Raw genomic sequence first — 14,487 nt, 5'->3', positions numbered from 1 at the left:
GACGGATCAGCAGTCCGTCGCTCCGCCTTATTCCGTCTTGGCAGCAGCGCAAGCCAGCATCGCGTCGCTGATCACACGCTCGCCGCTGGCCCTGAGCGCCTCGCCGGCGCCCACGATATCTCGCGTTTCCTTGTTCTGGCCCAGCTTGAGTTTGCCTTCAATGCGCGTGATCTCGATCTCGATGCCAACGATCATCTTGAGCAACGCGTCGGTGTAGTCGGCTGGAGCGTCAGACATCTTCCACGGCGTGGGTTGCGATGCCTCGTGTGTGCGTGTCAGGCGTGCCACCACGCCGCGTACAAAACGCTCGTCGTCACGCACGGTGATACGGCCATGCGCATGCGCGACGCGGTAGTTCCATGTCGGCACCTGCCGGTGGGCTTCGTGCTTGCTCGGATACCACGTTGGCGAAATGTACGCATCACCCGCGCGGAAGATCACGAGTACCTCGTCGCCATTCGCCACGTCTTTCCAGACCGGATTGGCGCGTGCCACGTGGGCATGCAACGCACCAAACTTGCCCTCTTCCGGCAGCAGCAAGAACGGAATGTGGTTTGCGTCCAGCCCATGCTCGCCATGCGTGACGAGCGTCCCGAACGGGTTCTGCGCGATCAGGGCGTGCAGCGCTTCGGGGCGCGATTCTTCAAAGTGGGCGGGAACGTACATGGCAACTCCGGCAGCAACCCTGCAATCGAACAGGAAAGCGCCCATTCTGGACTAGAACGTGGCTCCAAAACAGAGCCACATTCCAGCAGATTGCTAGAGCCAGCCTAGTCGCGCAGCAAGTTCTTGGCGATGATGAGCTGCTGGATCTGCGTGGTGCCCTCGTACAGACGCAGCAGGCGCACATCGCGATAGAAGCGCTCGGCCTTGTATTCGGCGATGTAGCCGGCGCCGCCGTGAATCTGCACCGCGCGATCTGCCACGCGGCCGACCATCTCGGTACAGAACATCTTGGTACACGAGGCCAGCATGCTGACTTCGTGATCCTGTTTGCCGACGAGCTTGGCGTCGTACCGGCGCGCGCAGTCGCGCACCATCGACATGCCGGCGTAAAGCTCCGCCTGGCTGTCGGCCAGCATGGCCTGGATCAACTGGAAGTCTGCGATGGGCTGACCGAACTGCTTGCGCTCCTTGGCATAGGCAACTGCATCGGTCATCAGCCGGTGCGCCATGCCGCATGCCAGCGCCGAGATATGCAGGCGGCCGCGGTCCAGCACCTTCATCGCCGTCTTGAAGCCCTGCCCCGCCACGCCGCCAATGATGTTGGCTGCCGGCACGCGCACGTTATCGAGCATCACATCGCACGTCTTGGTGCCGCGCTGCCCCATCTTCTTGTCTGGCCTGCCGAGCGTGATGCCCGGCGTATCGGCCGGCACGATGAAAGCGGAGATGCCGCCCGCGCCTTCGCCACCCGTGCGCGCCATCAGCGTGAATGCCCCGGCGCGCGGCGCGTTGGTGATGAAACGCTTGGTCCCGTTGATGACGTAGTGATCGCCGTCCAGCGTGGCGCGCGTCTGCAGCGATGCGGCATCCGACCCGGCATTCGGCTCCGTGAGTGCAAACGAGATGATCAGCTCGCCGCTGGCAATGCCCGGCAGGTAATTGGCCTTTTGCGCATCGGTGCCGTCCATCAGGATGCCCTGCGAGCCGATGCCAACGTTGGTGCCGAACACCGAGCGAAAAGCCAGCGCCGTGTGCCCGAGGTCGTACGCCACCTCGCATTCCTGCGCCATCGCCAAGCCAATCCCGCCGTGCTCTTCCGGAATCGACAGGCCGAAGAGACCCATCTCCTTCATGTCGGCAACGATGTCGGCGGGCACGTCATCCTCTTCCTCGAGAATGTTTTCCGCCGGCACGAGCCGTTCCTGGATAAAGCGCTGCACCGATTGCTGCAGCAGGCCGAAGGATTCGTCGTCGAGCGCCATGTCACCTGCTCCTGAGGGATATTCCCGAGGGATGTTACCGGGTTGGCATGTTTTGACAATCCGCACCCACATCAACAGAATGTCGAATTCAGTTCACCAATCTGGCGAGCCGCCATGGATCTCAACGCGCTCAAGCTGTTCGTGGAAATCGTCGATGCGGGCAACCTGTCGGCGGCGGCGCGCCGGCTGCAGACCACACGCTCCAACGTGAGCCACCGGCTGAAGGCGTTCGAGCGCGCGCTGGGCGTGCAACTGCTCCGTCGGACCACGCGCCGCGTAGAACCCACCGAGGTGGGCGCCGGCATCTATGAACATGGCCGCAGCATCCTGCGCGAAATGGCCGCCGCCGATGCGCTCGTCTCTTCGCTGGGCAAGTCGCTGCAAGGCAGCGTGCGGCTGTCGGTGCCGACGGGGCTGGGGCACCTGCTGGTGTCGCCGCTGCTGGTGGCGTTCAAGCGCGCGTATCCCGACATCCGTCTTGATGTGCGGTTCGACAACCGCGTGTCCGACCTGATTGGCGAAGATGTGGATGTGGCGCTGCGCATTGTCTCGAACCCGCCGGAATCACTCGTCGCCACGCTACTCGATGAAGTCGACTGGGTACTGTGCGCGGCGCCGGATTACCTGGCCGCGCATGGCATGCCGAAAACACTCGACGCGCTGGCAGAGCACACCATCGTCAGCGCGCCGGCCGTCGGGCAGCCGCTGCGGCTATCGGCGCAACTGGGCGATGAGCGGACGCTCGTGACACTCGACCCAGGCGTCTCGTCCGACAACTATCTGTTCCTGCAGGCCGCCGTGCGTTCGGGCAATGGCCTGGGGATCCTGCCCTATTACGCCGCTGCCGATGATTTGCGCGAAGGCCACGTCAAACGCGTGCTGTCCGGGTATCGGTTCAGCGTGTTTGGTAGCCGCCTTTACATGCTGGCGATGCCAAGCCGGTATCGGACGCTGGCCACGCGGCATTTGTTGGACTTTCTCAAAGAGGGGCTGCAAGGCAAGCTGCCGCGCCTGCCCCAGAAGGAACGCGCCTGATTACGCTTCCAGCGGCATCAGCCCCGGCAACTGCGCAAAGCAGATCGACTTGGCTGTCTCGATAAAGTCCTGCGCAAACGGCGCCTGTGCGTAGTCGCGTGTCATGGCGGCGTAGAGATCGCTCCACAAGCCTTCCTTGCCGACACGCTTGGCCACCACGTATTCGTAATCGATGTAGTTCTTGATGCCCCAGCTGGGCAGGGCGGCAAGCCCGCGGCGGCTGGCAACAAGCTGCAGCACGGCGATGGTCAGTTCTGCTGTGCGGCGGTTGAACGCGACCCCGGCCGGTGTCAGGACCTGTCGGATCAGGTCGATGCGCTCTTCTGGCACGGGGTAGGTGATCAGCGTCTGGTCCGTAAAGTCCTTCGCGTCCAGCCACTTCTTGTTGCGCAGCGCATGGTCGATCGGCAGCACGGCGAGGATCTCGAAGCGAAACAGCGGCGCGAACACCACGCCGCGCCGCATCTTGGCGTCGGAGCCGATGATGACGTCGGCACGGCCATCCTTGAGCAGCGCGAGCGGATCGGTATGGAAGCCCGACACAAGATCCATCTCGACTTCGGGCCAGCGCTGGCGGAAAGCGTCCATCACAGGCATCAGCCAGTCAAAGCAGGTGTGGCATTCGAGCGCGATGCGCAGCGTACCGGCCGCGCGGCCCTTGATGCGCTCAAGATCGCGCTCGGCGGTCTGGATGTCGGCGACGACCTTTTGCGCGAGTTCAAGCATGCGCTCGCCCGCTTCGGTCAATTCCACCGTCTGGCCCTTGCGGCGCACGACGGCCAGCCCGTAATGCGACTCCAGCGCGCGCAACTGGTGCGACAGCGCCGATTGCGTCAGGTGCAGCCGCTCGGCGGCGCGCGAGACGGAGCCGCCATCGGCCAGGGCGATCAGAGTGCGTAGGTGGCGGATTTCGAGCATGTTCGTGCGGCTTCCAAGGTATGAATACGATTCAACTTTATCGAAAATAATATCATTTGATTCATGACGGAGGGTCGTCGATCATCGCAGGACTGAAAAACGAATCGCCTCTCCTGCGACCACCATGACGACCATCCATACCCTCGGCTACCCGCGCATCGGCGCGCAACGCGAACTGAAGTTCGCCCTCGAATCGTTCTGGAAGGGCGCCTCTTCCGAAGAGGACCTGCGCGCCACCGGCCGCGCTCTGCGCGAGCGCCACTGGACGGCACAGCGCGATGCCGGCCTCGATTTTGTGACCGTGGGTGATTTCGCCTGGTACGACCAGGTGCTGCAGACGGCCGCGCTGCTCGGCGTCATTCCCACGCGCTATGGCTTTGACGCCGCACAACTGACGCTGGCGCAATCGTTCGTGCTCGCGCGCGGCAATGCCGACCACGCCGCCATGGAAATGACGAAGTGGTTCGACACCAATTACCACTACCTCGTGCCCGAACTCACGCCGGACCTGCACTTTGGCCCCGGCACCGAATGGCTGTTCGATGAAGTGCGCGAAGCGCAGGCCGCTGGGCACCGCGTGAAGGTCGTGCTGGTGGGGCCGGTCACGTTCCTGCATCTGGCCAAGGCGCGCAACGGCTTGATCGACAAGCTCGCGCTGCTGCCGCAAATTCTGCAGGCCTACACGGCTGTGCTCCAGCGCCTGGCCGCGCTGAATGTGGAATGGGTGCAGATTGACGAACCTGCGCTGGTGCTGGATCTGCCGCAAGCCTGGGTAGATGCATTCAGCCCCGCTTACCAGGCGCTGGCCGCCGCCAAGGGCCCGAAGCTGCTGCTTGCGACGTACTTTGAAGCCGCTTCCCACCACGCAGCCGTGATCAAATCGCTGCCGGTCGATGGCGTGCACCTGGATCTCGTGCGTGCACCGGAACAGCTTGGCGCCTTCGCGCCGTGGCCTGCAGACAAGGTCCTCTCCATTGGTGTGGTGGATGGCCGCAACATCTGGCGCTCGGATCTCGCACGCGTGCTGGAACGCGTGGCGCCGCTGGCCCAAGCCTTTGGCGATCGCCTGTGGGTGGCGCCGAGCTGCTCGCTGCTGCATGTGCCGGTGGATCTGTCTGCCGAAACCAAGCTCGACGACGAACTCAAGGGCTGGCTGGCCTTCGCGCGCCAGAAGCTGGATGAGCTGGCGATCCTCAAGCTTGCACTGGTCGAAGGCCCGTCTGTCGTGCAGAAGGCGCTTGATGAGAACCGCGCCGCCATCGCCTCACGTACCGAATCGCGTCGCGTGCACAACGCAGGCGTCAAGAAGCGCGTGGCCGCGATCCGCGCAGAAGATGCCGACCGCGCCGCGCCCTACGCTGCCCGCGCTGAAGCGCAGCAAGCCCGCCTGAACCTGCCGCTGCTGCCGACCACCACCATCGGCTCGTTCCCGCAAACGGCCGAGATTCGCCAGGCACGCGCACAGCACAAGCGCGGCGAACTGCCCGCGTTGGATTACCTGCAACGCATGCGCGCCGAAATTACCGATGTCGTGCGTCGCCAGGAAGCCCTGGGCCTCGACATGCTCGTGCACGGCGAAGCCGAGCGCAACGACATGGTCGAATACTTCGGCGAGCTGCTGTGGGGCTACGCCTTCACCGCCAACGGCTGGGTGCAGAGCTACGGCTCGCGCTGCGTGAAGCCGCCGGTCATCTACGGCGACGTGTACCGCCCCGAAGCGATGACGGTTGAATGGTCCAAGTACGCGCAGAGCCTGACCGCCAAGCCGATGAAGGGCATGCTGACCGGCCCCGTGACGATGCTGCAATGGTCTTTCGTGCGCGACGACCAGCCGCGCGAGCAGACCGCACTGCAGATCGCCTTGGCCCTGCGTGACGAAGTGTGCGACCTGGAAGCCGCCGGCATTGCCGCCATCCAGATCGACGAGCCGGCTTTCCGCGAAGGACTGCCGCTGCGCGCGTCTGACGTGCCGGGCTACCTCGAATGGGCGGCGCGCGCGTTCCGTGTGTCGGCCTCCGGTGTGCGCAACGACACGCAGATCCACACGCACATGTGCTATTCGGAGTTCAACGACATCCTTCCGGCTATTGCGTCGATGGATGCTGACGTGATCACCATCGAGACGTCGCGCTCGAACATGGAACTGCTCGACGCGTTTGGCGAGTTTGCGTACCCGAACGAAATCGGCCCGGGCGTATACGACATCCATTCGCCGCGCGTGCCGCGTGTGGAAGAGATGGAAGCGCTGCTCGACAAGGCCGCGCAGGTCGTGCCGGTGCAACGCCTGTGGGTGAATCCCGACTGCGGCCTCAAGACCCGCGGATGGCCGGAAGTGGAAGCGGCATTGCAAGGCATGGTGGAAGCCACGCGCCGCCTGCGTGCAAAGCATGCGAATACGCAGCATGCTGGCAGCAAGGCCACGCAGGATGAAGGTGCGACGGCTTAAACCTCAGTAGCGTCAAAGAAAAAACGCCAACCATTTTGTTTCAGGTTGGCGTTTTTTTCCTCAGGCTGAGGTGTCCATTCCTCCGTGCCGCCCAGCGCCACCCACAAATCGCGCTGCGCCTTCCACCCCTTCGGCAAAGACCATCGGCGTACCTCGCGCTCCTTCCTGCTGCAACGCTGCCGCCAACGGCAAATCCCACTGTGCGTACGCCGACGCCCGATCGGCCAGCATGCATTGCTGCGGAAACGCGGCGATGTCTCGGGCAAGCTTCTGCGCCGCGGCCAGCGACTCGCCGGGGCCGACCACGCGATTGGCAAGCCCCATGGCGAGCGCCTCGTCAGCGGGCACAGCACGGCCGGTCAGGATCATGTCCAGCGCGCGACCCATGCCAATGATGCGCGGCAAGCGCACCGTACCACCGTCGATGAGCGGCACACCCCAGCGGCGGCAAAACACGCCGAACACGGCGTCGCGCTCCATCACGCGCAGGTCTGCCAGCAACGCAAGTTCCAGCCCGCCCGCCACGGCATAGCCGCTCACTGCAGCAATGAGCGGCTTGGATAGCGCCATGCGCGACGGGCCCATCGGGCCGGGCATGCCGCCATAGGGATCGAGATGATTGCGTCGTGAAGGATCGCCCACGGCCGTCAGATCGGCGCCGGCACAGAAGTGGCCACCGCTGCCGCCCAGCACGGCAATGCGTAGCGCGCCATCGGCTTCGAAACGCTCGAACGCGTTGAGCAGCGCCGCAGCAGTCGGCCCGTCCACCGCATTGCGGCATTCGGGCCGATTGAGCAGGATGGTGCAGACCGGGCCATCGGTCTGGAACAGCACGGCATCGGGCATGGGCGGTCTCCACAGCGCGGTACGTTGACAGACCGCCCGATGCTACACCTAGCGCGGGCCGTGCTCCGACGCAGCTTCCGCCCCGTGCCCGTGGTGGCGCACACCACGGAACTTGCGCAGCGTCCACTCCTTGAAGTCATCCACCTTTTCGAACACCACCGGCACCACCAGCAGGCTCAGCAGCGTGGAAGTGAGCAGGCCGCCGATCACCGCCACCGCCATCGGCGCGCGGAAACCCGCATCGCCCTCTAGGCCAAGCGCCATCGGCACCATGCCGGCCGTCATGGCCACCGTGGTCATGACGATGGGGCGGGCGCGCTTGTGGCAGGCATCGATGATGGCCTCGGTGCGAGACATGCCGAGATCGCGCCGCGCAACGATGGCGTATTCGACCAGCAGGATCGAGTTCTTGGTCACGATGCCCATCAGCATCAGCAAGCCGATCAACGCCGGCAGCGACAAGCTGAAGCCAAACAACGCCAAGAGCCCAAACGCCCCGCCCACCGACAGCGGCAGCGCCGCCAGAATCGTCACCGGCTGCGTGAAGTCGTGGAAGAGCAGCACCAGCACCGCATACACGCACAGCACCCCCGCAAACATGGCGAGGAAGAAGCTGCTAAACAGCTCCTGCATGCCCTCCACGTCGCCCGAGGCAATGCGGCGAACGCCTTGCGGCAAGTTCTTGATGGACGGCAGCGCCTCCACCGCCATGTTCGTATCGCCCAGCGCCCGCCCCTCCAGCCCCACGCTGATGGTGACGTTGCGGCTGCGGTCATAGCGGTCAATCTGGGCGGGGCCGCTGCCGATGGAAATATCGGCGATGTTCTCCAGCGGCACCGCGCCGTTGCGGCCCGGCACGCGCAACTGGCGGATCGTGTCGATCTGGTTGCGCGCCTTCGGATCAAGTTCAACGCGGATGTACACCTGTCGCTCGGGCAGGTTGAGCTTCGGCAGGTTGACGTCGTAGTCTCCGGCGGTGGCCACGCGCACGGCCTGGCCGATGGCGGCGGCCGTCACCCCTTGCTGCGCAGCGCGTGCAAAGTCCGGGCGGATGACAATTTCGGGCCGCAGCAAACTTGCGGACGAGGTCACCGCACCCAGCCCCGACACGGTACGAAGATCGCGCATCACATCGCGTGCGGCCTGCTGAAGCGTGGCGGGGTCGTCGCCGGTCAGTACCACCTGGAGTTGCTCCCCAGAGCCCACCGCGCCGAACGAGATCCGCACGCCCGGCACGCCTTCGAGCATTTCGCGCAACTGGCGTTGGACGTCCTGCTGCTTGATGTGCCGATCGTGCCGGCCGGTGAGCGAGATCGTGAGCGTGCCGTTGCGCACCTCTCCGCCGCTGGAGCCCGGCACACCGGCCATCACGCCCGAGCCGATGGCCGTATAGACGTGCCGGACTTCCTTGTGCTGCATCACGATCTTGCGCACGCGCTCGGTGTTGTCGCGCGTCTGGGCGATCGTGCTGCCGGGCGGGCTTTCCACCGTCATCTGGAGTTGCGCCCAATCTTCGGGCGGCAGAAATGTCGCCGGAATCAGCCCGATGATGGCGACCGACACGACGAAGAACGCCGCCGCCATGCCGCCCGTTTTCCAGGGGTGCACGAGACACCAGCGTGCCGCCTGCAGGTAGCGCGTCATGATCCAGCCGTCGCGGTTGGGCTCATCCTGCGGCTTGAGCATGTAGGCGGCCATCATGGGCGTGAGCAGCCGCGCCACCAGCAGCGAGGCCAGCACCGCCAGCGAAGCGGTCCAGCCGAACTGCTTGAAGAACTTGCCCGAGATGCCGCCCATGAAAGCCGTGGGCAGGAACACCGCCACCAGCGTGAGCGACGTCGCAACCACGGCCAGGCCGATCTCCTGCGCCGCTTCCATGGCCGCCTCCAGCGGCTTCTTGCCATCGCGCAGGTGGCGCACGATGTTCTCCACCTCCACGATGGCATCGTCGACGAGAATCCCGACCACAAGCGTGAGCGCCAGCAGCGTGATCCCGTTGAGCGTGAAATCGAGCAGCTGCATGGCCGCGAACGTCGGGATGATCGACAGCGGCAACGCCACGGCTGACACAAACGTAGCCCGCCAATCGCGCAGGAACAGCCACACCACAATCACCGCCAGGATGGCGCCCTCGTACAGCGCGTGCATCGACGCCGTGTATGCATCCGACACCGGCTTGACCATGTTGTAGACCTCGGTCACATGCACGTTGGGCCGTTCGGCCTGCAGCGCAGCCAGCGCTTCGCGCACGCCCTTGGCCACCGAGATTTCGCTTGCGCCGCGTGAACGGAACACCTGGAAGCTCACGACCGGTTTGCCGTCGAACAGCGCCATCTGGCGTGGCTCGGCCGCCGTGTCGCGCACGTCTGCAACATCTGCAAGGCGAATGCGCCGTCCGTCCGACAACGGGATGTCCATCTGCGCCAGCTCGCGCGCGCTCTTTACGGTGCCCAGGGTGCGCACCGCCTGCTCCTGCCCGCCAACGTTGCCGCGCCCACCTGGCGCTTCCTGCTGCATGCCGCGCACTTGCGCGCTGATGTCTGCCGCCGAGACGTTCAGCGCCTGCAGGCGCACCGGGTCGAGCTGCACGCGCACTTCGCGGTCCACACCGCCCTGGCGCGTCACCTTGGCCACGCCATGCACCGACAGCAACCGCTTGTTGACCGTGTTGTCGACAAACCAGGAGAGGTCCTCCGCGTCCATGTCGGTCGCTTCCACGGCGTACGTCAGCACGGGCATGCTCGCGAACGTCACGCGGGAGATGACCGGCTCCTGCACGTCGGACGGCAATTGCGCGCGGATGCGGCTGACCGCATCGCGCACGTCGTTTACGGCTTCCTGCACATCCTTCTCAAGCTGGAACTCGACCATCGTGGTCGAGCTGCCGTCGTTGATGGTGGACGTGATGTGCTTGATCGCGCCGATGCTCGCAATGCTGTCTTCGATCTTGCGCGTGACTTCGGTTTCCATCTGCGTGGGCGTGGCGCCGGGCAGGCTGGCCGTCACGGATACGGCAGGAAAATCGATGTCCGGAAAGTTCTGGATCGACAGCATCTTGAACGACACCAGCCCCGCCACCGTGATCAGGATGAACAGCAGGATCGACGGGATCGGCTTGCGGATCGCCCAGGCAGAAAAGTTCATGACTTGGCTCCGGCTGAGGGCGCCGACGCGGCGGGCGCGGCGGCTGCACCGGGGGCGGCCACACGCACCACATCGCCATCGCTCAGGAAGGCCGCGCCGGCAGCGACCACGCCGTCATTCGCGCCGATGCCCTGCACGATTTCGACTTGCCCTTCCTGGCGGCGGCCAACCGTCACCTTGGTCTGGCGCACGCGGCCTTGCTGGCCGATCACCATCACGTAGTCGTAGCCATCGCGCGAGAACACGGCGGTCTCCGGCAATGTCGCGGCCGGCGCATCGCCCAGCAGCACATCGCCCGAGAGATACATGCCCGCCTTTACGCCCGAGGCTGCAGCTTCCGGCGGCAGGTCGACATAGACGAGACCATTGCGCGTGTTGGCGTCGACGGTGGGGGCGATCTGGCGCACGCGGCCGTTCACCACGCCGCCATCCATGCGGCGAAGGCGCGCGGCCTGGCCGGGCTGAATGCGAGGCAGGACGTCGCCGTGCATTTCGGCGCGCCATTCCAGGCGGTTCTTGCGGATGAGTTTGAAAAGCTCGGTGCCGGAAGACACCACGGCGCCCACGGTGGCGGTGCGCGCGCTGATGACGCCGTCGTCCGGCGCGACCACACGCGTGTAGCGCAAGCGCAATTGCTGGCTCTCGAACTGCGCGCGTGCTGCGGCCAGCTTGGCAGCAGCGGTCTTGGCCTGCGTGTCGTACTGGATCAGATCCTGTTGGCTGATCGCTCCGCTCTTGTCGAGTTCGTGCGCACGGTGGGCCTCACCGGCAGCTTGCGCGGCCGAGGCCTCGGCTTCGGCCAGGCTGGCGCGTTGCGCAGCCACATCGGCGCGCACGGTTTCATCCGACAAGCGCGCAAGCAGTTGCCCTTGCTTGACCACATCGCCCACGTTGACGAGCACTTCTGCCAGCTTCAGCCCGTTCACTTCGGCGCCGATGCTGGCTTCCTGCCACGGCTGCACGGCACCGCTGGCCGTGGCGGCGCGGGGCCACACGTGCTGCGCCAGATGCGCAACGTTGACGGCAAGCGCCGGCTTGGCAGGCGGCTGCTCCTTGTTCTTGCTCTCCGCAGATTTGCCGCACGCCGCCAGCGCGCCGGCCAGCATCACGGCCAGCGCGGCCATCCAAACTCGTTGTCCTGTCATGAAGCGCTTCCGGTATGCGCGCGGCCCTGTGCGGTCGGCGCAGTGGTCTTGTTATCGGGATAAGCGTTGGGCGCATCGTCGCGCCAGCCGCCGCCGACGGCCTTGTACAGCGCCACCCAGGCCTGCGCGCGTTCAAGCTTCACGGCCGCCAGAGACTGCGAAGCCTGCAATGCCGTACGCCGCACGTCTTCCAACTGCAGCAGGCTGCCCGCGCCCAGACGATAGCGGGCGTTGGCCGCTTCCAGCACCTTTGCGTATTGGGCGTCGGCCATCGTGGCTGCGTCGACGCGGCGGTCGGAAGCGTCCAGGCGCACCAGCGCATCTTCCACTTCCTGCACCGCCTGGCGCACCTTGCTGCGATAGCTGGCCAGCGCCTGGTCGTAACGGGCGCGCGCTGTTTCCACGCGCGCCGCACCCGAGCCGCCGTCAAAGATGGGCAACGACACCGACGGCCCGAAAGACCAGGACTTGGTCGTCAACGATTGCCCGCCAAGGCGGTAAGAATTGATGCCGATGGACCCCGCCAGCGTGATCGACGGCAATCGGCTCGCGACCGCCACACCGATATCAGCGCTTGCTCCCGCCACCGCGCGCTCGGCCGACGACACATCCGGCCGTTGCGACAGCACCTGCGCCGGCACATCGGGCACGCCGACATCGGGCGGTGCCGGAATCTGCGCGCTGGCCTTGGACAGCAGGCCGTTCAGCGCATCGTGGTCAATGCCGGTGAGCGTGACGAGCTTATCGATGCCCTGCGCACATTGCGCACGCTGGCCTTCCAGCGCATTGACGGCATCGCCCACCGTGGCTTGCGCTTGCGCAAAATCGGCCGGCGCGACAAAGCCCGCGCGGAACTTGCGTTCGGTCAGTTGCAGCGTTTCCTGCCGGGACGACAGTGTTGCCGCGCCAATGTCGACCAGCGCCTCACACTCGCGTTGCTGCAAGTAGGCATTGGCCACCTCGGCGGCGAGCGAAACGCGCGCGTCGTGCCAATCGGCTTCACTGGCGGTCAGACGCGCATCGGCGCCTTCCAGGCTGCGGCGTTTGCCGCCGAAGAGATCGATCTCCCACGACGCATCGGCCTGCGCCGCCAAGGTGGTGATCGTGCCCAGGCCCAGCGTGGGGCTCAGCGCACCGGCAGACAGCCCGCCCGCGCCACCGGCGAACTGGCTGCCGCCAAACCCGCCCTGCCGCGTGGCAGAGCCGGTGCCTTTCAGTTGCGGAAGCAGCCCCGCCTGGCTGGTTGAAACGCTCGCACGCGCCTCACGCACGCGGCCGACAGCCTGCGCGATCGTCGGGCTGGTCGCGTCCGCCTGCTCCACCAGTTGGGTCAGCACTGGGTCGTGAAACTGCTCCCACCAGTGCGCCAGCGCCATGCGGCTGCCGTGGTGCGGCAGCGTGGCGTGCCAAGCTTGCGGGGCTTCGGTGCCGCTCAGGGGCGGCGTGTGGTATTCGGGCCCGACCGCGCAGCCGGCCAGCACCAGAGCCAGCATCAGCGGAGCGAATCGGGCACGACCGCCGGGCGCGCGGCTAACGGCGTGTCGACCTGTCTTCATGGGAAGTGTCCTTCGGGAACGCAGCTGGGATTATGCCCAGTCAAGCGCCTGCAAGACACCTGCCCCGCTATGGTGCTCAGCCAACCCTCGGCAAGCGGTCAGGCGATGCTCAGAACCATGCGCACATCGGCATCGACGCGTGGCGTCAGATATAGCCCAGCAGCACAAGAATGACCACGATCACCACGATCAGCCCGAGCCCGCCCGTGGGCCCGTAGCCCCAACCTCGGCTGTACGGCCACGACGGCAGCGCGCCGATCAACAGCAAGATGAGAACGATGATGAGAATGGTGCTCAACATGATGCCTCCTGTTTCTGTGTTGGTATGCCGCCGTTCCGTCGTGGCGCAGCGGCTTACCCGGCATCTAGCACGCCCCGTTCCCGTGCTGGCTCTATCTACGGTTTTCCTGAATGCCTGGCGGTTAATTGCGAATTTGTAGAAACGGCGGATGTCCCGTGTGCCAGTTCTTACGTCAGGCGGAAGACTTGGGCGAAGACAACGTCTTTGCGCGACCACCACGCGTGGCAAGCCAGCACAGGATCGACCCTGCAACCACCATCGACGCGCCCTTCCAGAACGCGAACGACAGCGGGGCATGCAACAACGAAGCGGCCAAGGCAGCGGAAAACACGGGGATGAAATACGACGCGGTCGCCAACACCGTGACGTTGCCGTGCAAGATGCCGACGTTCCAGGCCGCGTAGCCGAAGCCCATTGCTGATGCCGCCAACGCAAGGTAGACCAGCGCCGACACGCTGAAATGCATCGCCCCGCCGCCCGTGGCGAAAAACTTGATCCACAGGGCCAGCGCCGTCAGGATGAAGAACAGCGTTGCACCGTTCTTGCCCTCGGCGATCCGGCTTGTGACCGTGCAATACGCCGCCCAGATCACCGCGCCCGTGAACGCCAGTCCATAACTGAGCGGGTTGTCCTTGACGTTCTCGGCCATGCCGCCGATATCGAGCCCTTGATCACCGCCAAGCACGAAGCAAATGCCGAGGATGGAAATAAGGACACCCGGCACGATCAGAGCATTCGCCCGCTGTTTGTTGAAGGCAATGGCCGACAGCATCGTGAACGTCGGCCACAGGTAATTGACCATCCCGACTTCGATCGCCTGCCGCCCGCTGTTGGCGTAGCCGATCGACAGCGAGAGGCACAGCTCGTACGACACGAACAACAGGCTGCCCCACACCAGATAGCGCCGCGGAAAGGTCTTCAAATTATTGAAGCCAACGGTAAATACCAACAGCACCGACGCGACGGTATAGATCATGGCAGCGCCACCCACGGCCCCCAGATGCTGGCTCACGCCCCGGATCAACCCGACGATCGAACTCCACAACAGCACCGCGATGAGCCCGATGAGGGTTGCCCTACTTTTGCTTTGCTTAACGCTTGCCTGCACTGACATGTCCGCCTGAAGAAAACCGTTTGCTCACGCCCGGCCAAACGCTGCCGGCAAAGG

At 65.0% G+C, this 14,487-nt stretch carries 11 protein-coding genes; 2 read left to right on the top strand and 9 right to left on the bottom strand.

Going from position 1 to position 14,487, the window contains the following annotated elements; genetic code table 11:
- Positions 1-27: 27 nt before the first annotated feature.
- The gene (locus tag NKG59_RS24665) at positions 28-666 is read right to left on the bottom strand and encodes an FMN-binding negative transcriptional regulator (protein WP_253542538.1); all 639 of its coding nucleotides are present in this window, start codon (positions 664-666) and stop codon (positions 28-30) included.
- Positions 667-770: 104 nt separating this feature from the next.
- Complete coding sequence (locus NKG59_RS24660; RefSeq protein ID WP_253542536.1) at positions 771-1,928, bottom strand: acyl-CoA dehydrogenase family protein; 1,158 nt, start codon at positions 1,926-1,928, stop codon at positions 771-773.
- 114 nt (positions 1,929-2,042) lie between these two features.
- Here NKG59_RS24660 and NKG59_RS24655 point away from each other — a divergent pair, with 114 nt between their 5' ends.
- On the top strand, positions 2,043-2,963 hold the full coding sequence (locus NKG59_RS24655) for a LysR family transcriptional regulator (protein WP_253542534.1): 921 nt from the start codon (positions 2,043-2,045) through the stop codon (positions 2,961-2,963).
- On the opposite strand, the gene NKG59_RS24650 is transcribed toward NKG59_RS24655, so the two are convergent.
- On the bottom strand, positions 2,964-3,881 hold the full coding sequence (locus NKG59_RS24650) for a LysR family transcriptional regulator (protein ID WP_253542531.1): 918 nt from the start codon (positions 3,879-3,881) through the stop codon (positions 2,964-2,966).
- Between the two features lie 124 nt (positions 3,882-4,005).
- Between NKG59_RS24650 and metE the strand changes: the two genes are divergently transcribed.
- Entirely contained in the window at positions 4,006-6,327 is a 2,322-nt protein-coding gene (gene metE / locus NKG59_RS24645; protein WP_253542528.1) for a 5-methyltetrahydropteroyltriglutamate--homocysteine S-methyltransferase, read from the top strand.
- 60 nt (positions 6,328-6,387) lie between these two features.
- Here metE and NKG59_RS24640 read toward each other — a convergent pair whose 3' ends face one another.
- The 6 genes from NKG59_RS24640 to yddG all read right to left on the bottom strand — a co-directional run bounded on the left by NKG59_RS24640 (position 6,388) and on the right by yddG (position 14,433).
- Positions 6,388-7,173, bottom strand: coding sequence for a crotonase/enoyl-CoA hydratase family protein (locus tag NKG59_RS24640; protein ID WP_253542515.1), 786 nt, complete (start codon positions 7,171-7,173; stop codon positions 6,388-6,390).
- 48 nt (positions 7,174-7,221) lie between these two features.
- Positions 7,222-10,317, bottom strand: a complete 3,096-nt coding sequence (locus NKG59_RS24635) for an efflux RND transporter permease subunit (protein WP_253542512.1) — start codon at positions 10,315-10,317, stop codon at positions 7,222-7,224.
- On the bottom strand, positions 10,314-11,462 hold the full coding sequence (locus NKG59_RS24630; RefSeq protein WP_253542509.1) for an efflux RND transporter periplasmic adaptor subunit: 1,149 nt from the start codon (positions 11,460-11,462) through the stop codon (positions 10,314-10,316). The genes NKG59_RS24635 and NKG59_RS24630 overlap by 4 nt, the downstream gene beginning before the upstream one ends.
- The gene (locus tag NKG59_RS24625) at positions 11,459-13,018 is read right to left on the bottom strand and encodes an efflux transporter outer membrane subunit (RefSeq protein WP_253542506.1); all 1,560 of its coding nucleotides are present in this window, start codon (positions 13,016-13,018) and stop codon (positions 11,459-11,461) included. Before NKG59_RS24625 ends, NKG59_RS24630 begins: the two co-directional genes overlap by 4 nt.
- Positions 13,019-13,163: 145 nt before the next feature.
- Complete coding sequence (locus NKG59_RS24620) at positions 13,164-13,319, bottom strand: DUF3309 family protein (RefSeq protein ID WP_004634893.1); 156 nt, start codon at positions 13,317-13,319, stop codon at positions 13,164-13,166.
- A 172-nt stretch (positions 13,320-13,491) separates the two neighbouring features.
- A complete protein-coding gene (gene yddG / locus NKG59_RS24615) occupies positions 13,492-14,433 on the bottom strand; it encodes an aromatic amino acid DMT transporter YddG (RefSeq protein ID WP_253542503.1) in 942 nt (313 codons plus the stop codon).
- Between the last annotated feature and the right edge of the window lie 54 nt (positions 14,434-14,487).

Source organism: Ralstonia chuxiongensis, from assembly GCF_024158925.1.
Lineage (GTDB): Bacteria > Pseudomonadota > Gammaproteobacteria > Burkholderiales > Burkholderiaceae > Ralstonia > Ralstonia chuxiongensis.
This window is presented reverse-complemented; position numbering and strand designations above follow the sequence as displayed.